This window comes from Streptomyces sp. NBC_01446, from assembly GCF_026340095.1.
GTDB classification, from domain to species: domain Bacteria; phylum Actinomycetota; class Actinomycetes; order Streptomycetales; family Streptomycetaceae; genus Streptomyces; species Streptomyces aureus.
In genome coordinates, this window is sequence record NZ_JAPEPO010000001.1 from 5032848 (window position 1) to 5055208 (window position 22361).

Genomic DNA, 22361 nt, shown 5'->3' on the forward strand with positions numbered 1-22361 from the left:
GCCGGCCCGGTCACTGCCCGGGGTCGGATTCTGAGTCGCTGGTGGAGTCCGAGTCGCCGAACAGTTCGTTCACCGGTCCTGACGGTGGGTTCGGTTCCTCCGACGGAGTCGCGGGGGTGGGCTCCGCCGGTGTGGACGGTCCGGTCGGGGGGCCGGACGACGCCGGTTCGGACGGGGGCTCGCTGGAGGGCTCGCCGGTGGGCGGTTCGGTGGACGGTTCGTCGGGTGCGGCCGTGGGGATCTCGGGCTGGTCGGCGCCGGACTCCAGGTCCAGGTCGAAGTCCTTGGCGGGGCTGCCCGTGAGCGCGGCCTTGGTGAACTGGGCCCAGATCTGGGCCGGGAAGCCGCCGCCGTTGATGCGCGACAGGCCCAGCGCCCCGTACAGCGGGGTGTGGGCGCCGGTGTCGGGGTTCTGGCCCATGACGGCGACGACGGTGGCGAGGTCGGGGGTGTAGCCCGCGAACCAGGCTGCCGTGTCCTCCTCGGCGGTGCCGGTCTTGCCGGCGGCGGGCCGGTCGGCGGCGAGGGCGGCGGTGCCGGTGCCGCCCTCGACGACGCTCTGCAGGATGGACGTGGTCGTGTCGGCGGACTCGCGGGTGACGGCGCGCTTGGTGGTCTGCTCGGGCAGATCGATGTTCGCGCCGTCCTTGGTGACCTCGGCGACGAGGGTGTACGTGGCGCGCCTGCCGTGGTTGGCGAGGGTGGCGTACGCCTCGGTCATGTCGAGGACGCTGGCCGTGGCCGGGCCGAGCGCGATCGAGGGGGACTCGGTCAGGTCGGGGGTGTTCTTGGGGAGGCCGAGGGCGATGGCGGTCTGCTTGACCTTGTCGGAGCCGACGTCGACGGCCATCTGCGCGTAGACCGCGTTGACGGACTTGTCGGTCGCGGTGCGGACGGTGATGGGGCCGTAGTCGGTCTTGTCCTCGTTCTCCGGGGCGTAGTAGCCGCCGCTCCAGCCTTGTACGGGGCGGGCGTTGGTGCCGTCGTAGACGGTGTTCGGGGTGATGGTGCGGCCGTCCTGGGTGGTGGAGGCGTTCTCCACGGCCGAGGTGAAGACGAACGGCTTGAACGTGGAGCCGACTTGATAGTCGCGGCGCGTGGCGTTGTTGACGTACTGCTTCGTGTAGTCGATGCCGCCGTACATCGCGAGGACCTTGCCGGTCGCGGGGTCGATGGCGGCGCCGCCGGCGCGGACGTTGCGATCGGCCGCGCGGTTCTCCTTGTCGACTTTGGACATCAGTTGGTCGTCGACGGCTTTGACGAAGGCGTCCTGTTTCTTCTTCTGGAGCGTGGTGGTGATGCGGTAGCCGCCGACGGCCAGGGTGTCCTCGTCGATGACGTCGTTGTCGGTGAGGTAGTCCTTGACGGCCTGGACGAGGTAGCCGCGCTGGCCGGACATCCCGGCGGGGCCGTTGGCGTCGTCGGGCATGGGGAACGTCATCTTCTTGCGGTCGGCTTCGCTGAGCCACTTCTCCTTGACCATGCCGTCGAGGACGTAGTTCCAGCGGGCGACGGCCTGCGCCTTGTTCTCGGGGTGGGCGATGACGTCGTACGAGCTGGGGGCGTTGAGGAGGGCCGCGAGGTAGGCGCCCTGCGCGGTGGTGAGGTCCTCGACGTCGACGCCGTAGTAGGCCTGGGCGGCGGCCTGGATGCCGTAGGCGTTGCGGCCGAAGTAGCTGGTGTTGAGGTAGCCCTCGAGGATGTGGTCCTTGCTCTCCTCGCGGTCCAGCTTGATCGAGATGAAGAACTCCTTCACCTTGCGGGTGATGGTCTGTTCCTGGCCCAGGTAGTAGTTCTTCACGTACTGCTGGGTGATCGTCGAGCCGGACTGCTTGCCCTTGCCGGTGACGGTGTTCCAGGCTGCGCGGACCATCGCCTTGGGGTCGATGGCGGATTCGCTGTAGAACTCGCGGTCCTCCGCGGCCAGGACGGTGTGCTGGACGTTCCTGGGGATCTGGGAGAGGGAGACGTTCTCGCGGTTGATCTCGCCGTCGCGGGCGAGCTGGCTGCCGTCGGCGTACAGGTAGACGTTGCTCTGCGCGGTGGCGGTGGCGTTGGCGGGCGGGATCTTGACGAGGTAGTAGCCGAGGGCGAACAGGCCGATGCACAGGAGCAGGAAGCAGAGGATCGTGCCGAGGACCGTGCGCCAGGTGGGGATGAGGCGGCGCCAGCCCGTGCGCCGGGGGCGTTTGCGTTGTGCCGGCTTCCCGGCCTTCCCGGCTTTCCCGGACTCTGCGGCCTTCGGCTGCTGCGGCTCGTCGCTCATGCCCTGTGGAACTCCTGTTTCCCTCCGTACGTCACGTACGCCTCGTACGGCTCTTTACTTCCTGCCGGACACTCTGGCATCGATGGGTGGTGCGGCCGGGGCGTGGCACGCGCCGAGGGAGCCGAAAATGCGTGGCACGGTACACCCTGCTCCCGCTAGGCTCCTGCGCTTTGGTCCGGAACGGAAGACGGGAGCGCGAGGGAGTGTTCGTGGGGTCCTGCCGTCTCTACGCGGCCGTCGCGGCCGGAGGGTTCCGGCGCTACGCGACGTACCGTTCGGCCACCGCGGCGGGCGTGTTCACGAACACGGTCTTCGGGTTCATCGTGGCGTACACGTACCTGGCGCTGTGGGACGAGCGGCCGGGGCTCGGCGGGTACGACCAGGCGCAGGCGCTGACGTATGTGTGGATCGGGCAGGCGCTCGCGCAGGCCCTGTCGATGTTCAACACGGGGTTCGCCGTCGACATGGTGGCGCGGATCCGTAACGGCGACATCGCTGTGGATCTGTACCGGCCTGTGGATCTCCAACTGTGGTATCTGGCCGGCGACTTGGGGCGTGCCGTGTTCCAGTTGTTCAGCCGGGGTCTGGTGCCGCTGACGGTGGGCGCGCTCGCGTTTCCGCTCGCGCTGCCGGGCGATCCGGTGGTGTGGCTGGAGTTCCTGGTGGCGGTGGTGCTGGCGGTGGTGGTGAGTTTCGCGATCCGCTATGTGCTGGCGCTGAGCGCGTTCTGGCTGCTCGACGGGTCGGGTGTCCTGCAGTTCGGCGGTCTGGTGGGGATGTTCTTCACGGGGCTGTTGCTGCCGTTGAACGCGATGCCCGGCGCGCTCGGCGACATCGCGCGGGTGCTGCCGTGGGCGTCGCTCCTCCAGATGCCGGCGGACATCCTCCTCGGCGCCCGCTCCGGCGCGGCCGAGGTCCTCATGGCGTACGCCTTCCAGGCCGGTTGGGCGGTCGTCCTGCTCGCCGCGGGCCGCCTCCTCCAGTCCTCCGCTACGCGCAAGGTGGTGCTCCAAGGTGGCTGACGTCGGCGGGAGCGTACGGGTCTACGGCCTGATCGCCGCGATGTGGATCCGCTCCACCCTGGTCTACCGCACGTCGTTCGCGGCCGCGGTCCTCACCAACTTCCTTGTCACGGCACTCGATTTCGTCGTGATCTGGATGATGTTCTCGCAGGCGACCTCGATCGGCGGCTACAGCTTCGCGGAGACCGCGTTCCTGTACGGGACCGCTTCCGTCTCCTTCGGGATCACCGCTCTCCTGCTCGGCAGCGTCGACGATCTCGGGCTGCGGGTGCGCGACGGCTCCCTCGACGCGTTCCTGGTGCGCCCCGCCCCGGTGCTCGTACAGGTGGCGGCGGACCGCTTCGGCCTGCGTCGCCTCGGCCGTTTCCTCCAGGGCGCCCTGGTCCTCGGCTGGTCACTGACCCGCCTGGACCTCGACTGGACGCTCGCCAAGCTGCTTCTGCTGCCGGTGATGCTGCTGAGCGGCGCGGCGATCTTCGGCGCGGTGTACGTGGCCGGGGCGGCGTTCCAGTTCTGGGCGCAGGACGCGGCGGAGGCGCAGAGCGCGTTCACGTTCGGCGGGCTGACGCTGCTCCAGTACCCGCCGACGGTGTTCGCCAGGGACTTCGTGATCGGCGTGACGTTCGTCGTGCCGCTGGCCTTCGTCAACTGGCTGCCCGCGCTGTACGTGCTCGGCCGCCCCTACCCCGTCGGCCTGCCCTGGTGGCTCGCCTTCACGCCGCCGCTGGTGGCCGCCGGGAGCTGTGCGCTCGCGGGTCTGGCCTGGCGCGCGGGTGTCCGTTCGTATCGCAGTACCGGGAGCTGAGGGCGTATGGCTGAGGACTTCATCGAGGTCGACGGCGTGGAGAAGGTCTTCGACGTGCGCAGGAAGACGGGACTGCTGCGGCGCGAGCGCCATCAGGTGCGGGCCGTCGACTCGCTGACCTTCGGCGTGCCGCGCGGCGAGATGGTCGGCTACATCGGGCCGAACGGCGCGGGCAAGTCCACCACGATCAAGATGCTGACCGGCATCCTCACGCCGAGCGCGGGCCGGCTGCGGGTCGCGGGCATCGAGCCGTCCCGGGAGCGGACGCGGCTCGCGCGGCGGATCGGCGTGGTGTTCGGGCAGCGTACGACGCTGTGGTGGGACCTGCCGCTGATCGACTCGTACCGGCTGATGCACCGCATGTACCGCATCCCGGACGCGCGTTACCGGGAGAACCTCGACCGGTGCGTCGAACTGCTCGAACTGGGCCGTCTGTTGGACACGCCGGTGCGGCAGCTCTCCCTCGGGCAGCGCATGCGCGGCGACATCGCGGCGGCCCTCCTGCACGACCCCGAGGTGCTCTACCTCGACGAGCCGACCATCGGGCTCGATGTTGTCTCCAAGGTCAAGGTGCGGGGATTCCTGCGGGAGTTGAACGAGGAACGCGGTACGACGGTGCTGCTGACCACGCACGACCTGACCGACATCGAGCAGCTGTGCAAGCGCGTCATGGTCATCGACCACGGACGTCTCATGTACGACGGTCAGCTCGACGGCCTGCACCAGGTGGGGGAGAGCGAGCGGACCCTCGTCGTCGACCTGGAGCGTGAACTGCCGCCTCTGGACGTGCAGTTCGCCCGTGTGGTGAAGGTGGACGGGCCGCGCCAGTGGCTGGCGTTCCCGGCCGCGCAGTCGGCGGCGCCGCTGGTCGCGCAGATCGCGGCCGAGTATCCGCTGGCGGATCTGTCGGTGCGGGAGCCGGACATCGAGTCGGTGATCGCCCGGATGTACGCCAGGGAGGAACCATCCCTGGGAGGAACGACCGCACCCTCGTAGGCTGACCCCATGACGGACGAACGCCCTGAGCGCCCCGAGCCGAACGACCTGCCCGAGCTGCGGGCCTCCGACGCCGACCGGGACCGGGTCGCGGAGGCACTGCGGGACGCCCTCGCCGAGGGACGCCTGGACATGGAGGAGTTCGACGAGCGGCTCGAGGCCGTGTATGCGGCGCGTACGTACGGTGAGTTGGCGCCGATCACGCGTGATCTGCCGGGGGCGGGCGCGGCGGCGCCGGGGACCTCGGTGAGCTTCGTGAAGGAGCCGCAGCCCGAGGGCGCGGTCGACTGGCGGGCGCGGATCGGCGGGGAGGCCACGTCCACGTGGGCGCTCGCGCTCTTCGGCGGGTTCGGCCGCAAGGGGCGCTGGACGGTGGGTGAGAGGTTCACCGCGTTCGCGATGTTCGGCGGCGGCGAGATCGATCTGCGGGAGGCGCGGTTCGCGTCCCGTGACGTGGTCATCAACTGCTTCGCGATCATGGGCGGGATCCAGATCAAGGTGCCGCCGGAGCTGGACGTCGCCGTCAAGGGCTTCGGCTTCATGGGTGGCGTCGACGACCGGGCGTCGGGCGAGGGCACACCGGGCTCGCCGCGGGTCGTCGTGCGGGGGTTCGCCCTGATGGGCGGTGTCGGCGTGGACCGCAGGGTGTCGCGTGAGGAGCGCCTTCGCCTCAAGGAGGAGCGCCGCCAGGACAAGCTGGACCGCAGGACGGCGCACCGTGGGGCGCTGGAGGGCCGGCACGAGCGGCACGCCGAACGCCATCATCTGCGGCACGAGCGCCACGAGGAGCGGCGCGAGCGCCAGTGGGAGCGGGCGGAGGAGCGCCGCGAGAGGCGTGAGCCGTAGCGCCGGGGCGCGCTACAGCTCGGCCGGCGTCGACCCCTTAAGCGTCGTCAGGTTGAACGTGTCCGCCATCCTGCGGAAGCCGGAGTCGCTCGGGTGCAGGTGGTCACCGGAGTCGTAACCGGGCAGCAGCTTGCGGGGGTTGTACGGGTCGCGCAGTGCCTTGTCGAAGTCGACGAACTCGTCGAAGACCTTGCCGGAGCGGATCTGCGCGTTCACGGACTGGCGCACGCCGTCGAGGCGGGGCTCGTAGCCGCGGTGGCCCTGGAACGGCATGAGGGTCGCGCCGACCACGCGCAGGCCGCGGGTGTGCGCCTGCCGGGTCAGCTCCCGCAGACCCTCGACGATCTTGTCGGGGTCGTTCTGGTGCGGGTTGCGGAGGATGTCGTTGATGCCGAGCGCGATCACGACGGCCTTGACGCCGGACCGGTCGAGGACGTCCCGGTCGAAGCGCGAGAGGCCGCTCGGGTTGTTCGCGGGGCGGCCGAGGCCGTCGGACAGGATGCGGTTGCCGCTGATGCCCTGGTTGACGACGCCGTAGCGCGCCGCGCCGTTCTCGTCGCGCAGTCGGGCCGCGAGGACGTCGGTCCAGCGGTGGTTGGCGCCCACCGTCGAGGTGACGCCGTCGGTCAGGGAGTCGCCTATCACGACGACGGTGCCGTCCGATTCGTTGCTGAGCACGTCGAGCGCGGTGACGTAGCGCCAGTACGGGGTCTGCTCCGTGTACGCGGCGCCGGTCGCGTCCTCCGTGCGGTCGCCCTGGGCGACGTACGACATCTGGCGGGCCTGCGGGTGGAAGGTGACCGGACCCGACGGGGTGGGCGAGTAGCTCGTGACGAGCATGTCCGCGTCGTGCGGGACGCGCAGCCGCACGGCGTCGCTCATGGCCTGGGAGCCGGCCGGGATGACGACCGAGGTGTTGCCGGCGAAGGTGAGGCGGCGCAGCGTGCCGGCCGCGGCGACCGGGCTGTTGGGCGCGGCGGCGACGGCGACCGAGGCGTGCGTGATGCTGAGCGGCTGCTGCCCGTAGAGGTTGGAGAACGTGATGCGGGCGCTGGTGCCGCCGATGCTGGTGTGCACGACGTTGCGCACGGAGCGGCCCGCGAGGCCGTCGGTCTCGGTGCCGGGCTCGCCGCCCGCGGGGGAGGCCGACCAACTGCCGGACCAGGTGCCGGTGGAGGCGGGGGCGGCCGAGTTCTGCGGGTGCCGGGGGCCGGCGCTGACCGTGCTGTTCGAGCCGTCGTAGGCACCGGAGACGCCCAGGTATATGGCGGCCGAAATCACGACGACCAGGGCCGCGAGCGCGGCCAGCAGGGCATAACCGTGGCGCTTGGTCATGCGGGGGTGTCTCCTCGGGGAGCGGGAGCCCCGAGGCTCCGGTGTGATGATCCCATGATGCGTCATGGGCCGGGAGGAAGCCGACACTGCCCCCCTCCGCCTTTTGAGACGCCGGGAACTTGTCGTCCGTTCCGGGAGTCGGTCAGGTAGGGACAATGTGTGAGAGGGATGACACGGAGGACTGCCGGGTGAGCGGACTTGTGACGGGCGGAGTGAGGTGAGTGGACGAAGTGGAGGACGCGAAGCGCGCGGCGGCCGCGCGCGGTACGGAGGAAACGGACGAAGCGGGCATGGGTGAGCATGCCCGTGCGCGCGGCTCCTCATTCGCGACGCGGCCGGCCCCGTTCGGCGCGGGCCCCGGCTCCTTCAGCCCCGCCGACGTGGAGAAGCAGCGCGGCGTACGGCGGATGAAGACCACCGCCACCGGCCTGCTCCTGCTCGTCGCCGTCATCTACGTACTCGCCCAGTGGGGGCAGAACTCCGGCGCGGGAGCCTGGGCGGGCTACGTCGCAGCCGCCGCCGAAGCGGGCATGGTCGGCGCCCTCGCCGACTGGTTCGCGGTCACCGCGCTCTTCCGCCGCCCCCTCGGCCTGCCCATCCCGCACACGGCGATCATCCCGACCAAGAAGGACCAGCTGGGCGTCTCGCTCGGCGAGTTCGTCGGGGAGAACTTCCTCTCCTCCGACGTCGTACGGCAGCGGCTGCGCGCCGTCGGCATCGGCGGCCGGCTCGGCACCTGGCTGGCCGAACCGGAGCACGCCGACCGGGTGACGGCCGAGCTCGCCACCGCCCTGCGCGGAGCCCTCACCGTGCTGCGCGACTCGGACGTCCAGGCGGTCGTCGGCGAGGCCATCACACGCCGCGCCGACGCCCAGGAGGTCGCGCCCGGCATCGGCAAGTTGCTGGAGAAGGTCGTCGCCGACGGCGGCCACAAGCGGGCTGTGGACCTCATCTGCGCACGGGCCCACGACTGGCTGGTGCGGCACGGGGACTCCGTCATGGACGCGGTGCAGGGCGGCGCCCCCGGCTGGACCCCACGGTTCGTCGACAGGAAGATCGGCGACCGCGTCTACAAGGAGCTCCTGCGCTTCGTCACCGAGATGCGCGACATGCCCGGGCACCCGGCCCGCGGCGCACTCGACCGCTTCCTCGGCGACTTCGCCTCCGACCTCCAGTCCGACACGGACACGCGGGCGCGCGTCGAGCGCCTGAAGTCCGAGATCATCGCCCGTCCCGAGGTCCAGGACCTGATCGCCTCCACCTGGTCCGCGGTCCGCGCCATGATCGTCGCGGCGGCGGAGGACGAGCGCAGCGAGCTGCGGCTGCGCGTACGGGCCTCGCTGCTCTCCCTCGGCCGCCGGATGGCGACCGACCACCGCCTCCAGGCCAAGGTCGACGGCTGGGTCGAGGGCGCGGCCACGTACGTCGTGACGACGTACCGCAAGGAGATCACCTCGCTGATCACGGACACCGTGGCGGGCTGGGACGCCGAGCACACCTCGAAGAAGATCGAGGCGCACATCGGCCGTGACCTGCAGTTCATCCGGATCAACGGCACGGTGGTGGGCTCGCTGGCAGGGCTCGCGATCTACGCGGTGTCGCGGGCGCTGGGGGCGTGACGCGCCGCCCCCGCGGCCTCCGCAGGGTCAGCGCGAGGAGGGCCGCCCCCGCGCACAGCGCGCCCGCGCCCACCCACACCGGGTCGTACGAGCCGAAGGTGTCCCGCGCCATCCCGCCCGCGAACGCCACGGCCCCGGCCCCGACCTGGTGCGCGGCGCTCACCCAGCCGAACACGACCGGCGCGTCCGCCCCGTAGTGGGCGCGGCACAGCGCGATCGTCGGCGGCACGGTCGCCACGTCGAGCAGCCCGAAGACGACGGTGAACGCGACGAGCGGCGCGTCCACGGCCGACGTCAGGAGCAGCGGCAGCGCGAGGAGGGTGAGGCCGCGCAGGGCGTAGTACACGGCGAGCAGGCGGCGCGGATCGGCGCGGTCCGTCAGCCATCCGGACGCCACCGTCCCCGCGACATTGAAGATCCCGATGAGGGAGAGCAGCGACGCGGCGACGGTCACCGGCATCCCGTGGTCGTGGGCGGCGGGCGCGAAGTGCGTCCACATCACCCCGTTCGTCGAGGCGCCGCAGACCGCGAACGTCCCGGCGAGCAGCCAGAACGGGCCGGTGCGGGCGGCGCGGGCGAGCGTGCGCAGGGCGCGCCGCGCGGCGTCCTCCCTCAGGGCCGGCCCTTTGCGCGGATCGCGCACCGCGGCCCACACCACGGGCAGCGCGCCGGCCGCGGCGAGCGCGAGAGCCGCGGCGGCCGCCCGCCACGAGTACGTGTCGATCACCCACGACAGCACGGGCAGGAACACGAACTGCCCCACCACGCTCGCCGCCGTGAGCAGCCCGGTGACGAGCCCGCGCCGCGCGACGAACCACCGCTCGGTGACGGTCGCGGCGAACGTCGTGGCGGTCGCCCCCGTCCCCAGGCCCACCAGCGCGCCCCAGTACAGGACGAACTGCCAGGGTGCGGTCATGGTCGTGGCGAGCCCGGCCCCGGCCGCGACGAGACACAGGGCGCCGACGGCGACGCGCCGCATCCCGAGCCGGTCCATGAGCGCCGCGGTGAAGGGGGCACTCGCCCCGTACACGACCATGTTCACGAGCGAGCCGAGCCCGACGGACGCCCGTGACCAGCCGAGATCCTCGTGCAGAGGCCCGACGAGCAGACCGGCGAGCGTGCTGAACGCACCGGCCGTGACGATGGCGAGCGCGGCTCCGGCGGCCACGGTCCAGGGCGAGCCGGGTTTGTGGGGGTGCGGCCGGGGGCTGGAGTTCTTCATGACTTCCACCCTGTGACGGAGGCACCCGCCGCCACGACTGGCCAGATGGCCACGAGGTGAAAGAATCTGGCCATGACTCCCGTAAGGCCCGCGACGCCGGCGCACAGCGGCCGCCGGACCGTCGCCGTCCTCGTGCGTGACGGCGTCCTGCCCATGGAACTCGGCCTGGTCCACCAGCTGTTCGGCACGGCGAGGTCCGCGGCGGGCGAGCCGCTCTACGACGTCCGCACCTGCGCCCCGCGCCCCGGCAGGATCCGCACGGACGCGGACTTCCCGATCTACGCGGAGCACGGCCTTGAGGCGGTGGCCGCCGCGGACACGGTCCTCGTACCGGCGTCGCACGAGACGGACGAGGGCCTGCGGCCGGGCGGCCTGCCCGAGGAGCTGGCGGAGGCCCTGCGCACGGCGGCGGCCCCGCGTACGGCGGAGGAGGTGCGTGGGGCGGAGGGGGCGCCCGGGCGCCGCCCCGCGCGGGTCCCCCGCCGCATCGCCTCCATCTGCACGGGCTCGTTCGTGCTCGCCGCGGCGGGACTCCTGGACGGCCGGCGCGCGACGACGCACTGGATGTCGGCCGATCTCTTCGCGCGTACGTTCCCGTCCGTGACGGTGGACCCCGGCGTCCTGTACGTCGACGAGGGCCGGATCCTCACGTCCGCGGGCGAGGCGGCGGGCATCGACCTGTGCCTCCACATGATCCGCCGCGACCACGGCGCGGCCGTCGCCGCGGAGGTGGCGCGCCGCACGGTGGTGCCGCCGCACCGGGAGGGCGGCCAGGCACAGTACATCCAACGCCCCGTGGAATCAGAGGGGTTGACGTCCACGTCCGCGTCACGCGCCTGGGCCCTCACCCGCCTCGCCGAGCCCCTCACCCTCGCCGAGCTGGCCGCGCACGACGCCATGTCCGTGCGCACGTACAGCCGCCGCTTCCGGGAGGAGACCGGCCTCACCCCCATCCAGTGGCTGACCCAGCGCCGGGTGGACCGCGCGCGCGAACTCCTGGAACAGACCGACCACACCGTCGACCGCATCGCGACGGAGGCGGGCTTCGGCACGGGCGCCTCGCTCAGGCAGCACTTCCAGGCGGGGCTCGGGGTGTCGCCGGGGGCGTACAGGTTGACGTTCAGGGGGAACGGGCGGGCAGGCGAGCGGGTACGGACATGAGCATGCGTGCGCTGCTCATCGCGACAGCGGTCGGGCGCACGTTCCGCAAGGATGACCGGTAGTCCGCGTACCGCCCCGACCTGACCCCACCGCACGGGAGCCCCCGATGACCATCCGCAGGATCGTCCCGGACCTCACGACGAAGTCGCCGGAGTCGATGGCCGAGAACCGCGACTTCTACGGCCTGCTCGGCTTCGAGGAGGTCATGAACCAAGGCTGGGTGATGACACTCGCGTCCCCCTCCAACCCGACCGCCCAGGTCAGCTTCCTCACCCACGAGGCGACCGCGCCCGTCGTCCCGGACCTCAGCGTGGAGGTCGAGGACGTGGACGCGGTGTACGCGCAGGTACGCGCATCGGGCGCCGAGATCGTCCACGACCTCCGCGACGAGGAGTGGGGCGTGCGCCGCTTCTTCGTACGGGACCCGGAAGGGCGAGTGGTGAACGTACTGGGGCACCGGCGGCCGAGCTAGGGCCTTTTGTCCGGATCAGGGTCTAGGCGCGCCGGTCGGCCAGGACGTACGACGCGGCGGCGACGCCCCCGGCGACCGTGAACACGGCGGGCCAGGCACCGAGCTTCTTGGCGAGCGGGTGCGACCCGGCGAACGCGGCGACGTAGGCACCACCGAGTACGGCGGCGACCCGGCCCCCGGCGGCCTGCCGCCACTGAGCCCCGGCCGCGACGCCGGCTGCGGCCAGTACGACACCGCCGAGCTGCCGCTTCTTGGTGAACCGCGCCACGGCGTACCCGCCGACAATCCCGCTCGCGGCCACTGCCGCCGCCGGTACCTTCGCCATCACTGCCTCACTTCTCCGTCATGTGCGGCCCGGGTGGACCGGGACCGATTCGAGGCTAACGCGCGGGATTGCGGCACCTGCGGGCAGGTTCGGATCCCCGCGTACGGGGATCCGGAGCGCCGTCGTAAATGGCCCCCGGTGCACTAGAATTCCTGTGCGATCAACGGGGGTTGAGCGCCACATGTGACCGGGGGAGCGGCGTGATGGGCGATCCAAAAGATCTACGGGTTCCGCCCGAGAAGCTGACCAAGCTCGCGGACGACCTGGACGACATGCAGGACCACCTGGACACGCAGGTGAAGCGCATGGACACGATCGTCGACAGCATCGAGGCGGGCTGGAGCGGCCCGGCGTCGACGGCGTACCGGGGCTTTCACCGGGCGGCGGCCGAGGACGCCGTACGGATCCGCGAGGTGATGAAGGTCCTGGAGCAGGCGGTCCGCATGAGCCGCGACGGCTTCACCCAGCTCGAACTGGACAAGCTCGACCAGTTCCGCCGGATCCAGGTCCACGTCGACGTGGCGGGCGAGGCGGACAAGCTGTCCACGCCGAACGTCGAGCCGGCCGCGCCGCCGTCACGGCCGCGCAGCGGCCTGGACAGCTTCTGATCCGGCCGTTCCACCCGGTCATCCGCACGTTCACCAACCGCCGCCGCATCCGCACGCAGCCGTAGACCACAGGCCCGTACGCGGATGCAGCCGCAACCATGACTCGTAGCCGCAGACGCGCACAGCGACAAGGGGGATCCGTGCCGCCCAGCGACGCCGACGACCACATATCGATCACCTTCACCACCCTCCACCATCTCGCGGTGGAGCTCGAGGACATCCTCAAACAGCTCAACGGCCGGATCGACGACCTGTACGAGCGCGTAGAGCCCGTCGTCCTGTCCTGGCAGGGCGAGGCCCGGGAGATGTTCGTCGACAAGCTCGACGAGTGGGACCACTCGGCGCAGGATCTCCAGGCGGCCCAGAAGTGGCTGCACGAGATCGTGACGACGGGCCACATCAACTACGCGGCGGCGCACCGGGCGGTCCTGCGCGGCTGGGGCGCGGCCTGATGGGGACGCCGGCGCCGAGCAGCGGCACCATCGATGTCAAGCCCTCCACCCTGCACCAGGTCGCGGGCGGGTTCGCGGGCGAGCAGACGCCGTTCGACAAGGCCGCCAAGAACCTGATCAAGGAGCTGAAGGAGTACCCCGACGCGGGCGGCTACGGCACCGCCCCGCAGGCCTTCGCCGCCTCCTACCTCAAGGCCGGCAACCGCTACCTGGAGGTGTGGGCCAGGTCCGTCGTCAGCATCGGGGGAGCCGCGGTCGGCTTCGCCACCACAGCGAACAACTACTCCAAGGCGGAGGCCGCCAACGACGCCTCGGGCAAGACCAAGCCCCGGACGCAGCCCCCGCCCGTCGTCATCGACACGGCCCCGGACTACGGATCGGTCCCCGACCTGAAGTGGGGCGACGACGACGGCGGAGACGACTTCATCCGCTCGCTCCTGGAGTGCATCCCGGACGTCGTCTGGCACCTCATCCGCCCGCTGCTCGAACACGCCTTCCGCTGGGGCAAGGTCGCCGAGGTCTACCCGTATCCGCAACAGCACTACCTCAACTCGCTGTCGCAGTCCTGGGCGGACATGACGATGGCGCTGTCCTGGGCCGAGGACAGCCTGACCCGTCAGATGTACGGCATCACACAGCAGAGCAACAGCGAATGGCACGACGCCATGCGCCAGTTCTGCAGCTCGCTGTGGGGCACTACGGCGTGGGGCCAGAGGACCGAGGGCTACGAGTGGGCGCACGACAAGGCGTCCAACCAGAAGCCGAGCCACCCGGTCATGACAGTCCTCTTCGACACCGCGATGAAGATCAGCGACTTGCTGCGCGAGTTCGCCGAGGCGGCGGTGTACGTGAACGGCGAGGTCTGGGACATCTACTTCGACGCGGTCAAGAAGGCCGTCGGCGACATCGACCTCAGTGACGGCGTCGACCTCAAGGACCTCAAGGAGGGCGCGAAGGGCGTAGGCCGTTTCCTCAAGGGCCTCGCCAAGGGCGGCGCCGAGCTGAGCGTCGAGATCACCCTCAACATCGACACGGCCGCGCTCAACCGCGTCGTGGAGGAGTACAACCGCCGCGTGAACGCCCTCGTGCCTCAACTCAACGCACTGATGGACGCGTTGGACGAGGCGCACCGAAGTGCTCCGACGTATGCGGCGGAGGAGGCCCGCGCGGAATCCTTCGGCGCGCGCTCGCTGAACGACTTCAAGCAGGAGCACAAGTACACCAAGGACGCGGACGAGAAGAACCACTTCTACGCCATCGACCTGGCGAACCAGGAAGGAATCCACGGAAGCCACCCGGTGGACAGGCATATTGGCCTCACTACCGATCAGCTGAGCCAGCGCTTGCGTGATCAGAGCGATCCCCCGTCCGCCTCCACGTTCAAAGACATGCCATCCGCCCAACGCTTCACTCAGGCGACACTCGACGACGCCGACAATGCGGCGCGAGTGGAAAAATGGATCGCAGGAGTTGAGCGACGGGCCAGGAATAACCCGAACCGGAATCCCGACAATTCTAAGATCGACCCTCCGCTCACTCTCACCTTCAATGAGGCGACAGGGAAATCAGTCACCCGGGCCGACTATGACGCGCACGGACTGAACGCCACGGCCGGAGACGTAAAGTCCGTGGAAGTGGCGCTAAAATACAAATCCGGGATCGATCCGCCGTTCGTCGTCATAACGTCCTACCCAGCAGCACCCTAGTCAACGAGGAGTCGAGCAAGGTGAAGTCGTACACAGGTGCGCTGTTCAACAGCGGCCCGGTGGAGAGGCTCCTCGATCTCGCGGCGAGATGTCAGGAATCTTCCGACGCCAGTCCGCTGGACGACGATCTGCGGCGCTTCATTCGGATTGTGGAGAATTCGAATGCCGCTCATTGGGCCTGCCCGATTTCCAGCGTCGCCGCACTCCTGGAGTTTCTGGGAGATATCGTGGACGGCGACTCCGCGCCTTTTGTGCCTGCCGAATTTCAGCAGAGGATGCTGCGGGTCGCCGATGGAGTGGGTGGAGGCGAGTATTTGCGCACACTGGCAGGAATCATCAGGATTCTGGCCCAAGATCCGGTTGCGGATTATACGGAACTCCCTATGGCTGCATGGGAGGCTCGCATCCTATTTCCTCGGCTAGGCGGCTTCGGTGCAAACTGGATCTACGACGGCGAGTATTTGTCGTTCGAGGACTCGGTCCGGGCGGCCATTGATTCAGAGCATCCCTACTGCCCTGAATTCCTGGCTCCCTTGGCGGCCGAGGCGCAAACGGCTTTGGTCCTCTTCCCGGAGCAAGAATATTTTCGCGTCAACATTTCGGAGCATATTCCGTGGGCTTCCATTGCGTCAGTCAGGGAACTCCTTTTGTTGATCAATGACCATATGCGGCATGAACACTGAGACGCATGGAAGGTAAAGTGCCGAGTCGAAACCGCTCTTCCACGTACCCCGACCGCGAGACCGCCCAATGGGCCACCCAGCAAGTGGTCACGGCCAACGAACAGCTCATCCACCGCTGGCTCGCGCAGTCGACCCGCTCCCGCCTCGCCATCGAGGCCGCGTGGCCGTCCCGCCCGGACCCGGTCGGCCGGGTCCTGCTCCAGGCGATGATGCTGGCGGGCCGCGACCCCGTCGACGTACGGGCCGCGCGCGTCATCCTCAAGCGGGACGACGCGAGCCCGCACGGCTTCGCCGTGCACGCCACGTTCCCGGTCTACCTGTAGCCACCCGTATCACCCCGTAGAGGACGCCGCAGCCGTGCCCATGAAACCGCTCGAACACGACCGACGTTACGGCGAGTTGGACCAGGTGATGCGCGCCTACGCCGGCCAGACCGCCGACGACACCGAGGACAAGCCGAGCGCCGCCCTCACCGCCTACCTGCGCCACACCTGGCACACGCGCCCGTGGGCGCTGGCGGCCGCCGAGACGCAGCTGCGCGAGTACTCCCGTAACCCTCCGGGCCGAGTGCGCCTGCGCCTGGGCGAGTTCTACTCGGTCCCGGACGTCGGCCTGCCCGAGGGCGACATCCAGGGCTGGCTGGCCATCCTCGCCGACCACATCAAACAGAGCATCGAAGAAGGCGAAGTCCCGCCCCCTTCATCCCCCTTGACCCACTGGGAGTGGCGCGCCCGCTTCCCGGAGGTGGCGCAGTTCCTCGGCGGCTGGTTCTCCCAGGACATGCCGGACGAGTTCGCAGACCACGACGCGGCGGTCACGGACTACATCGCCACGACGGACGCACAGCTGGTGGCACGCCTCGCGGGAGAACTCCACGAGTTGCTCGCCCTGCCCCTGGACGAATCCGACTACGCCGTGGCGCTGGCGGAACTGGGCATGGAGATCGACCCTCCAACGCCGTACGGCCCGTCAGGGTGGCTGGCGCGGGTGGCGGAGCAGGTGGGCGGGGGCGGGTTCGTGGCGGATTACGGGGAGGGGCGGGCGCCGGGCGGGGAGTAGGGGGCCAGCAAACAGTCGGTCACGGGACACGGGTACAAGCACCCCAAGGCCTGCTCGGTGCAAGGGAATTGAAAGCCGCCCAAAAAGACGATTCGCGGCCGAAGGCTGGGGTGCTACGTTCCCGCCCATGCCCAACACCACTGACACCGCCCTGGCCGCCAAGACCGAGATAGACGCGATCACGGCGGAATTCTTCGGCGCGTTCGACAACAGGGGCGGCGGCGAGGCGGACGTCGACCGGATCCGCCGTCTCACGATCCCGGGTGCCGTGATCGTGAGCACCGGCCCGGCGACCACGGCCTACACGGTGGACGAGTTCATCGACCCGCGCCGCAAGCTCCTGTCGGACGGCCGGCTGGTCGAGTTCTCCGAGTGGGAGACCTCGGAACGGACCGAGATCGCGGGCGACATCGCAGCGCGCTTCGGCGAGTACCGCAAGTCAGGCGTCATGAACGGCGAACCGTTCGAGGGCGGCGGCACGAAGTCCATCCAGTTCGTCCGCACGCCGGATGGCTGGCGCATCGCCTCGTTCACTTGGTACGACCAGCCTTGACGGATAAGTCTGTCGGGTGAAGCCGAGGGACATACCGGGGATCACCGGCTACTCGGGCGCTGACGTGTCGACTTGCCAACTGCGGGCTGTGGCACGTGCGAAGAGCTCCTGGGCGGGAGTGGTGAACACTTCGTCCCCGTCGAGAAGCACGCGTGTGCTGGAGAGCGGCCCTGACCGGGCCACCACAGCTCGATCGCGGTCTCGGTTGCTCCGTCCTCGGCCAGTGCTTGGACGGTGACATGATCCAGCGTCCACTCGGCCAGCGCGCTGCTCTCGGAACGGTGCAGCACGTCGGCCTCGCCCCACTCCTGTGGTGCTGCGGCAACTGCCTCTGCCAGCGTCATACCAACCCGACGGCCACACCATGGGGCGGGTCGAGTACTAGTAGACCGTCGTAGCTAATTTTTGGGATAAAGGTGACGTAGTTTGGTGCGTGCGTCGTGGGTGGTGAACTGCCAGTTCACTTGGCGTTGGTCGGTGTTGGTGGCGTTCTGCCAGGCTGTGAGTTCGGTGTTGAGGATGTCGAGGTCGTTGATCCGGCGGTCGAGGCATTGGCGGGTCAGCGCGGAGAGTTCGATCTCGGCGATGTTGAGCCATGACCCGTGTTTGGGCGTGTGGTGGATCTCGAGGCGTTGGGCCAGCGCGAAGGCCTCTTCTGGTTCGAAGGCCTCGTACAGTGAGGCGATGGTGTGGGTGTTGAGGTTGTCCATCACCAGCACCACGGCCTCGGCGTCGGGGTAATCCACGCTCAGCAGCTGTTTGATCTGGCCGGCCCAGTCGATCCGGGTCCGCTGGGACAGTGCCTGAACTCGACGCCACCCGCGCAGGGGTTCGACCCACACGAAGATTGAGCACGTGCCGCAGCGGATGTACTCGCTGTCCTGGCAGGTGTCGTGGCCAGGGCGGGCCGGGAGCGGGGCGCGGGCATGGTCGAGGAGCTGGTAGGGCTTCTCGTCCATGCACACGACCGGACGTGCTGGGTCATAGGGCCGGGCATAGATGGCCAGTACGTCTTCCATCCGGGCCGCGAACTGCGCGTTTGCCTTCGGTGGGATGGTCCAGCACTTCTTCAGATGAGGACGCAGTTTCGTTTTTTTAAGACCCGCCCGATGGTGGAGTGATCCAGGTTCGGGATGTCCTCGACCAGCGCGACATGCTTCTCCAGCAGCCGCAGGGACCACCGGGTATAGCCCTGGGGTGGCTGTGAGCATGCCATCGCGATCAGCCGGGCTTCGACCTCACCGGTCACCGGCGAGGGTACCGGCGGCAGCTCGCGCTTCTTCCGGGCGATCGTGGCGTGAACATCGCCACCGGTCTCGGCGAACCGCTTGGCCACCAGCCGCAGTGTCTCGCCCGAGACTCCGGCCCGGGCCGCGACCGCGTCCTGCGAGCCGATCGCGCCTGCAGAGGTGTCGAGCGCGAGCAGCACCCGCGCCCTTCTGATCACCGAGGCTGGATGGATACCCGTCGTGGTTACCCGAACCAGCTCTTCACGATCAGCCGCGGTCAGCACCACCGGCCTCTTCTTCTGCGAACCCATCACCCCAACTCCCGTCCGGCAGAAGGGAAGCAACATCTGCCGGACCCCACCATCCCAACCAAACAACCCAGAACTAAGCAACGACACGCTACTAGGTCCATCGGTTGGCTTCTCACTTCTTGCCCGCGCGGCGCCGCGTCTGCGCTGGAGGCCACCGACGCCTCTGGGCGGACCGCTCGTTGGCCGGCCGCCTCCTGGCAGAAGGAGCATTGGTTCTCGTCGGCTACGGGGCGGAAAAGATGGGCCTGGGTGTGGTGTGGGCCTTCGCATTCGCGGAGGGCGGCGAGGCGTCCGGAGAGGCGTGAACGGTCGGGGGTCTGGCCTCCGGGGCGCTCGGCGGGTCGGGCTTCCGGCGTCCGGGCGGGTGGCACGTCGGAGAGCAGGTAGCGGAGGAGGCCGCCCGGGTGGCGTACGGGGGTGCCGTTGGTGGGCAGGCTGCGCAGGATGTGGACGCGGATGTCCTCTGGAGTGTGGCCTGCGGCGAGCCAGCGGGCGGTGAGGGTCGTGAGTTCGGCGGTCATGGCGCGGGGGATGTGGAGCAGGGCGGGGTCGAGGGTGCGGTAGGCGGCGACGAGGGTGCCGGCCTCGGTGGCCGCCGGTTCCTCGGGCGGGGCCGGAAGGCTGGGGGTGTTGTCCCCTGTGTTGTCATCGCCGTTGGGATGACCGTCGGCTGACGGGGTGGTCGGCCGACCGACGGCCGGTTCCGGGGGTGTCGGCGCGACCTGCGGAGATGCGGCGGCAGCGGCGACGGGCAGGGCCTCCCGAGCCATCAGCTTGACCGCTTGCTCAGGCCTCAACGGGACGCTGGACACGAGCTGTTGAGTGATCCAGCGTCCATTTGGCCCCTGCATTCGCCGCTCGTGCACGAAGCCCTCGGCCTTGAGTTCGCGTTTGGCGCGGGTGAAGGCGCATCCGCCGATGCGGGCGCGTTCGGCCGTACGGGAGAGGGGTTCGCGGGAGCCGTCGGGGAGGGAGAGCTGCCAGGTCAGGAGCCGGACGGCGTCGGAGGAGAGCCGGGGGTGCCGGATGAGCTCGTTGGAGAGCTGGGTGAAGGCGCGGGTGGGCGCGATACTGTGGCGATAGATCACGGTGGAGTGCTCTTCCACTGGTGGTTGAGGCCCTCGCCGGCGGTTGCAGCCGCTGCGGGGGCCGTTTGCTGTTTCGGTGACCGTATCGCACGCAGAGTGATGAACGTGACGCGTTCCGTGAAGTTCGCGGCGTCGGTCACGCTACGGCAAATGGGTACGTGTTCACATCCAATCAACCCTGGATATCGGCGAGTTCACTTCTGCCGCTCACGACGGCGGGGAGGCTGAATGGTGCGGCGGGTCCGGTGCCGGAACCGGGCACTCAAGGTGCCGCTCGGTTGTCCGTCCTGGCCCGGACGAGCTGAAGATCTCCACCGCGTCGAACGGCTCCCGGGGGTGGATCGGCGTATCGCAGCGGCCGCAGTAGCGGGTGCCGCCCGCGTCGCTCACTGCTCGCCGCCGGCGTACTCGTCGAGGGTGCGGACGATGCGTGCGAGAGCGGTGAGCTTGATGCAGGCCGCGAGCGAGCTCGGGCTGAGTCCGGTGGAGAGCGCATCGCGGGCGTCTCCGAGTGCCTTGTCCCGGCTGTACCAGGCGCGGGTGCCGCGGTCGATGCGGTCGGCCTGCCCCTGGACGAGAGGCAGGAGCCGGTGCAGTTCGACGCGGAGAGCGAAGTCGAGTTGGCAGCGGCGTGCCGGTTCAGGCCGAACGCGGGGTGAGTTGAACGCCTCGTCGAGTAGCTGGGACAGGGAGCGGGGCTCGACGCTGGTGGGGGTCTGAACGCTGGGCATGGCGCCTCCGCTGGGCTTGCCCGCCCCCGGGTGGAGGCGGTGGTCGGTGCCGCGTGCTTCGACGTTAGGGGCCCGCTGTGCATGCGGACCAGCGTTGTGCATCTCTGTGCAGACATAGCTTGTGTGCAGGACTTTTGGCGACATCGCGGTCTTGACGGATGCCTCCCACGGGGTGACGGTGGTGCACACGACTGCACCATTGACATGGGGAGTTCGCCGTGGCGCTACGGTTCATCGGGATCGACCCCAACACCGGGGACAAGCAGAGTCCGACGGTGTGGGTGGACGAGAGCAAGCAGGAGCTCGTTTTTCAGGGCTGGGAGCCAAGCCCCGAACTGGAGGCGGAGTGCGCGGCGTTCGAGGTGCCGGGGCACGCCCAGGGAATCCCGGAGGGCGAGGCCGTTATCCGGATTCCCGCCCGCATGATCGGCATGGTGAGGGAGGCGTGCGATGCCCTTGAGCGTTCCGACGTTCGATGAACTGATGGCCCGGTGCCGGACGGCGGTTCATCTGGAGATGCGGGACAGCTACGCCGTCGACTACGAAGAGGGGCCGTTCGCCGACTGGCGTGCGGGCTTCCGGCACGACCCGGAGGACCGGCCGTCGTGGTGGAGGCCGTGGCTCGACCTCATCCAGGAGAACGTGCGGCGCGGCGCCGTGATCCGCCGGGCCCGGATCGTGTCCGAACCGGTCAGCGAGTACACCCGGTTCCTGTACGACGGCACGTTCACGAACGTCGCCGCAGGCGAGCTGGTCCGCTGGCTGCCGCGACGGCACGCCTCCGATCTTGCGCTGCCCGGGAACGACTTCTGGCTGTTCGATGACGAGTGGGTGCACTGGAACCACTTCGCTGGCGACGGCACGTGGACCGGCGAGGAGATGACAGACAGCCCTGCGGCAGCGAAGCTGTGCGCGGACGCCTTCGAGGCGGTGTGGGAGCGCGGTGTCCCGCACGATGAGTACGAGATCCGCTGAACAACCCCAGGTAGGCCGGCTTCATGCCCAAGTCCCCGTCGTCGTCCGCGCAGGCCGCCCGAGAAGCGGTCGCGCTGAAACTGCGCGACATGCGTCTGGGCGCGGGACTCACTGTGCAGGGGCTGGCCTCCGCCGGCGGGTGGCACCATTCCAAGACGTCCCGCATCGAGAACGCGAAGACGGCACCGTCCGCCCGGGATATACGGGCCTGGTGCGAGGCATGTGGAATGCCAGAGCAGGCGGCCGGCCTCATCGCGCAGTCCCTCGACGCGGAGGCCATGTACCGGGAGTGGCGGCTGCAGGTCCGGTCGGGCATGAGGCACCTGCAGGACAGCGTCGTCGACTTTTTCCGGGCCACCCGTCTGTTCCGCGTGTACTCGTCGACGCTCGTTCCCGGGCTGCTGCAGACCGAGGGGTACGCGGCCGCGTTGCTGACGAGCATCGCCGATTTCCGGCAGGTGCCGGTGAACGACGGGCCGGCCGCCGCCGCGGCGCGCGTCGAGCGGTCGCGCATCATCCTGGAGCCGGGGCACCGGTTCCTCCTGCTCGTCGAGGAGGCCGTCCTGCGAGCCCAGATCGGCGACGAGCAGGCAATGGCCGCCCAGCTCGGCTACCTACTCACGGCGGGAGCACTGCCACAGGTGTCGCTCGGCGTCATACCGGCGGACACATCGAACCGTTGTCACTGGCCCATTGAGACGTTCCATGTGTACGACGACCGGCTTGTCTCCGTCGAGCTCACCTCCGCAGAGGTCAACATCACGGAGCCGGCGGAGATCGCCTTGTACCTGCAGGCGTTTGAACAACTGCGGAGCATGGCCGTGTACGGGGCCGACGCGCGTGCGCTCATCACGCGTGCCATCGACGCGCTTGACCAAGACCAGACGTGAGGGTGCG

At 69.4% G+C, this 22361-nt stretch carries 25 protein-coding genes; 17 read left to right on the forward strand and 8 right to left on the reverse strand.

Features of this window, described 5'->3' with window-relative positions; all coding sequences use genetic code 11:
- Positions 1-10: 10 nt before the first annotated feature.
- Positions 11-2266: a transglycosylase domain-containing protein gene (locus tag OG456_RS22580; protein WP_266563778.1), complete on the reverse strand. Its 2256-nt coding sequence runs from the start codon at positions 2264-2266 to the stop codon at positions 11-13.
- A 209-nt stretch (positions 2267-2475) separates the two neighbouring features.
- On the opposite strand from OG456_RS22580, the gene OG456_RS22585 reads away from it, so the two are divergent.
- From OG456_RS22585 to OG456_RS22600, 4 genes are read left to right on the forward strand one after another with little or no spacing between them, the layout of a single operon-like run.
- The gene (locus tag OG456_RS22585; RefSeq protein WP_266563780.1) at positions 2476-3288 is read left to right on the forward strand and encodes an ABC-2 family transporter protein; all 813 of its coding nucleotides are present in this window, start codon (positions 2476-2478) and stop codon (positions 3286-3288) included.
- A gap of 40 nt (positions 3289-3328) precedes the next feature.
- Positions 3329-4093, forward strand: a complete 765-nt coding sequence (locus OG456_RS22590) for an ABC transporter permease (RefSeq protein ID WP_266569383.1) — start codon at positions 3329-3331, stop codon at positions 4091-4093.
- 6 nt (positions 4094-4099) lie between these two features.
- Complete coding sequence (locus OG456_RS22595) at positions 4100-5089, forward strand: ATP-binding cassette domain-containing protein (protein ID WP_266563782.1); 990 nt, start codon at positions 4100-4102, stop codon at positions 5087-5089.
- A 9-nt stretch (positions 5090-5098) separates the two neighbouring features.
- Entirely contained in the window at positions 5099-5935 is an 837-nt protein-coding gene (locus OG456_RS22600) for a DUF1707 domain-containing protein (protein WP_266563784.1), read from the forward strand.
- Between the two features lie 12 nt (positions 5936-5947).
- On the opposite strand, the gene OG456_RS22605 is transcribed toward OG456_RS22600, so the two are convergent.
- Positions 5948-7270: an SGNH/GDSL hydrolase family protein gene (locus OG456_RS22605; protein ID WP_266563786.1), complete on the reverse strand. Its 1323-nt coding sequence runs from the start codon at positions 7268-7270 to the stop codon at positions 5948-5950.
- Between the two features lie 407 nt (positions 7271-7677).
- Between OG456_RS22605 and OG456_RS22610 the strand changes: the two genes are divergently transcribed.
- On the forward strand, positions 7678-8889 hold the full coding sequence (locus OG456_RS22610) for a DUF445 domain-containing protein (protein WP_266569384.1): 1212 nt from the start codon (positions 7678-7680) through the stop codon (positions 8887-8889).
- Here the strand turns inward: OG456_RS22610 and OG456_RS22615 are convergent.
- Entirely contained in the window at positions 8819-10111 is a 1293-nt protein-coding gene (locus OG456_RS22615; protein WP_266563788.1) for an MFS transporter, read from the reverse strand. The genes OG456_RS22610 and OG456_RS22615 overlap by 71 nt on opposite strands.
- A gap of 72 nt (positions 10112-10183) precedes the next feature.
- Between OG456_RS22615 and OG456_RS22620 the strand changes: the two genes are divergently transcribed.
- Both OG456_RS22620 and OG456_RS22625 read left to right on the forward strand, forming a co-directional pair.
- The gene (locus OG456_RS22620) at positions 10184-11272 is read left to right on the forward strand and encodes a GlxA family transcriptional regulator (protein WP_266563790.1); all 1089 of its coding nucleotides are present in this window, start codon (positions 10184-10186) and stop codon (positions 11270-11272) included.
- A 106-nt stretch (positions 11273-11378) separates the two neighbouring features.
- A complete protein-coding gene (locus OG456_RS22625; RefSeq protein ID WP_266563792.1) occupies positions 11379-11744 on the forward strand; it encodes a VOC family protein in 366 nt (121 codons plus the stop codon).
- Between the two features lie 22 nt (positions 11745-11766).
- Here OG456_RS22625 and OG456_RS22630 read toward each other — a convergent pair whose 3' ends face one another.
- Complete coding sequence (locus OG456_RS22630) at positions 11767-12069, reverse strand: hypothetical protein (protein ID WP_266563794.1); 303 nt, start codon at positions 12067-12069, stop codon at positions 11767-11769.
- 203 nt (positions 12070-12272) lie between these two features.
- Here OG456_RS22630 and OG456_RS22635 point away from each other — a divergent pair, with 203 nt between their 5' ends.
- The 7 genes from OG456_RS22635 (at position 12273) to OG456_RS22665 (ending at position 17130) form a co-directional block, all read left to right on the forward strand.
- The gene (locus OG456_RS22635) at positions 12273-12677 is read left to right on the forward strand and encodes a WXG100 family type VII secretion target (protein ID WP_266563796.1); all 405 of its coding nucleotides are present in this window, start codon (positions 12273-12275) and stop codon (positions 12675-12677) included.
- A gap of 140 nt (positions 12678-12817) precedes the next feature.
- Complete coding sequence (locus OG456_RS22640) at positions 12818-13129, forward strand: WXG100 family type VII secretion target (protein ID WP_266563798.1); 312 nt, start codon at positions 12818-12820, stop codon at positions 13127-13129.
- On the forward strand, positions 13129-14835 hold the full coding sequence (locus OG456_RS22645) for an RNase A-like domain-containing protein (protein ID WP_266563800.1): 1707 nt from the start codon (positions 13129-13131) through the stop codon (positions 14833-14835). Before OG456_RS22640 ends, OG456_RS22645 begins: the two co-directional genes overlap by 1 nt.
- Positions 14836-14855: 20 nt before the next feature.
- Positions 14856-15518: a hypothetical protein gene (locus OG456_RS22650; RefSeq protein WP_266563802.1), complete on the forward strand. Its 663-nt coding sequence runs from the start codon at positions 14856-14858 to the stop codon at positions 15516-15518.
- 5 nt (positions 15519-15523) lie between these two features.
- The gene (locus OG456_RS22655) at positions 15524-15841 is read left to right on the forward strand and encodes an RNase A-like domain-containing protein (RefSeq protein WP_266563804.1); all 318 of its coding nucleotides are present in this window, start codon (positions 15524-15526) and stop codon (positions 15839-15841) included.
- A 34-nt stretch (positions 15842-15875) separates the two neighbouring features.
- On the forward strand, positions 15876-16577 hold the full coding sequence (locus OG456_RS22660) for a contact-dependent growth inhibition system immunity protein (RefSeq protein ID WP_266563806.1): 702 nt from the start codon (positions 15876-15878) through the stop codon (positions 16575-16577).
- Between the two features lie 127 nt (positions 16578-16704).
- Positions 16705-17130, forward strand: a complete 426-nt coding sequence (locus OG456_RS22665) for a nuclear transport factor 2 family protein (RefSeq protein ID WP_266563808.1) — start codon at positions 16705-16707, stop codon at positions 17128-17130.
- Positions 17131-17528: 398 nt separating this feature from the next.
- On the opposite strand, the gene OG456_RS22670 is transcribed toward OG456_RS22665, so the two are convergent.
- The 4 genes from OG456_RS22670 to OG456_RS22685 form a co-directional block, all read right to left on the reverse strand.
- Positions 17529-18311, reverse strand: a complete 783-nt coding sequence (locus OG456_RS22670; RefSeq protein ID WP_266563810.1) for an IS630 family transposase — start codon at positions 18309-18311, stop codon at positions 17529-17531.
- Positions 18200-18670 carry a helix-turn-helix domain-containing protein gene (locus OG456_RS22675; RefSeq protein ID WP_266563812.1) on the reverse strand — a complete coding sequence of 157 codons (471 nt, stop codon included), beginning with the start codon at positions 18668-18670 and terminating at the stop codon, positions 18200-18202. Before OG456_RS22675 ends, OG456_RS22670 begins: the two co-directional genes overlap by 112 nt.
- Entirely contained in the window at positions 18670-19758 is a 1089-nt protein-coding gene (locus OG456_RS22680) for a hypothetical protein (RefSeq protein ID WP_266563814.1), read from the reverse strand. The genes OG456_RS22675 and OG456_RS22680 overlap by 1 nt, the downstream gene beginning before the upstream one ends.
- Before the next feature lie 386 nt (positions 19759-20144).
- Complete coding sequence (locus tag OG456_RS22685; RefSeq protein ID WP_266563816.1) at positions 20145-20489, reverse strand: DUF6415 family natural product biosynthesis protein; 345 nt, start codon at positions 20487-20489, stop codon at positions 20145-20147.
- 218 nt (positions 20490-20707) lie between these two features.
- Here OG456_RS22685 and OG456_RS22690 point away from each other — a divergent pair, with 218 nt between their 5' ends.
- From OG456_RS22690 to OG456_RS22700, 3 genes are read left to right on the forward strand one after another with little or no spacing between them, the layout of a single operon-like run.
- Entirely contained in the window at positions 20708-20968 is a 261-nt protein-coding gene (locus tag OG456_RS22690; RefSeq protein WP_266563818.1) for a hypothetical protein, read from the forward strand.
- Complete coding sequence (locus OG456_RS22695; RefSeq protein WP_266563820.1) at positions 20940-21464, forward strand: DUF6879 family protein; 525 nt, start codon at positions 20940-20942, stop codon at positions 21462-21464. The genes OG456_RS22690 and OG456_RS22695 overlap by 29 nt, the downstream gene beginning before the upstream one ends.
- A 23-nt stretch (positions 21465-21487) precedes the next feature.
- On the forward strand, positions 21488-22354 hold the full coding sequence (locus tag OG456_RS22700; protein WP_266563822.1) for a helix-turn-helix transcriptional regulator: 867 nt from the start codon (positions 21488-21490) through the stop codon (positions 22352-22354).
- Positions 22355-22361 lie beyond the last annotated feature (7 nt).

Excerpts from the sequence above, each read along its gene's own strand:
- OG456_RS22580 (WP_266563778.1), bottom strand. The coding sequence starts at position 2,266 with ATGAGCGACGAGCCGCAGCAGCCGAAGGCCGCAGAGTCCGGGAAAGCC.
- OG456_RS22645 (WP_266563800.1), top strand. The coding sequence starts at position 13,129 with ATGGGGACGCCGGCGCCGAGCAGCGGCACCATCGATGTCAAGCCCTCC.
- OG456_RS22610 (WP_266569384.1), top strand. The coding sequence starts at position 7,678 with ATGAAGACCACCGCCACCGGCCTGCTCCTGCTCGTCGCCGTCATCTAC.
- OG456_RS22695 (WP_266563820.1), top strand. The coding sequence starts at position 20,940 with ATGCCCTTGAGCGTTCCGACGTTCGATGAACTGATGGCCCGGTGCCGG.
- OG456_RS22625 (WP_266563792.1), top strand. The coding sequence starts at position 11,379 with ATGACCATCCGCAGGATCGTCCCGGACCTCACGACGAAGTCGCCGGAG.
- OG456_RS22665 (WP_266563808.1), top strand. The coding sequence starts at position 16,705 with ATGCCCAACACCACTGACACCGCCCTGGCCGCCAAGACCGAGATAGAC.
- OG456_RS22630 (WP_266563794.1), bottom strand. The coding sequence starts at position 12,069 with ATGGCGAAGGTACCGGCGGCGGCAGTGGCCGCGAGCGGGATTGTCGGC.
- OG456_RS22620 (WP_266563790.1), top strand. The coding sequence starts at position 10,184 with ATGACTCCCGTAAGGCCCGCGACGCCGGCGCACAGCGGCCGCCGGACC.
- OG456_RS22605 (WP_266563786.1), bottom strand. The coding sequence starts at position 7,270 with ATGACCAAGCGCCACGGTTATGCCCTGCTGGCCGCGCTCGCGGCCCTG.
- OG456_RS22685 (WP_266563816.1), bottom strand. The coding sequence starts at position 20,489 with ATGCCCAGCGTTCAGACCCCCACCAGCGTCGAGCCCCGCTCCCTGTCC.
- OG456_RS22635 (WP_266563796.1), top strand. The coding sequence starts at position 12,273 with ATGGGCGATCCAAAAGATCTACGGGTTCCGCCCGAGAAGCTGACCAAG.
- OG456_RS22655 (WP_266563804.1), top strand. The coding sequence starts at position 15,524 with ATGGAAGGTAAAGTGCCGAGTCGAAACCGCTCTTCCACGTACCCCGAC.
- OG456_RS22595 (WP_266563782.1), top strand. The coding sequence starts at position 4,100 with ATGGCTGAGGACTTCATCGAGGTCGACGGCGTGGAGAAGGTCTTCGAC.
- OG456_RS22615 (WP_266563788.1), bottom strand. The coding sequence starts at position 10,111 with ATGAAGAACTCCAGCCCCCGGCCGCACCCCCACAAACCCGGCTCGCCC.
- OG456_RS22590 (WP_266569383.1), top strand. The coding sequence starts at position 3,329 with ATGTGGATCCGCTCCACCCTGGTCTACCGCACGTCGTTCGCGGCCGCG.
- OG456_RS22675 (WP_266563812.1), bottom strand. The coding sequence starts at position 18,670 with ATGGGTTCGCAGAAGAAGAGGCCGGTGGTGCTGACCGCGGCTGATCGT.
- OG456_RS22700 (WP_266563822.1), top strand. The coding sequence starts at position 21,488 with ATGCCCAAGTCCCCGTCGTCGTCCGCGCAGGCCGCCCGAGAAGCGGTC.
- OG456_RS22600 (WP_266563784.1), top strand. The coding sequence starts at position 5,099 with ATGACGGACGAACGCCCTGAGCGCCCCGAGCCGAACGACCTGCCCGAG.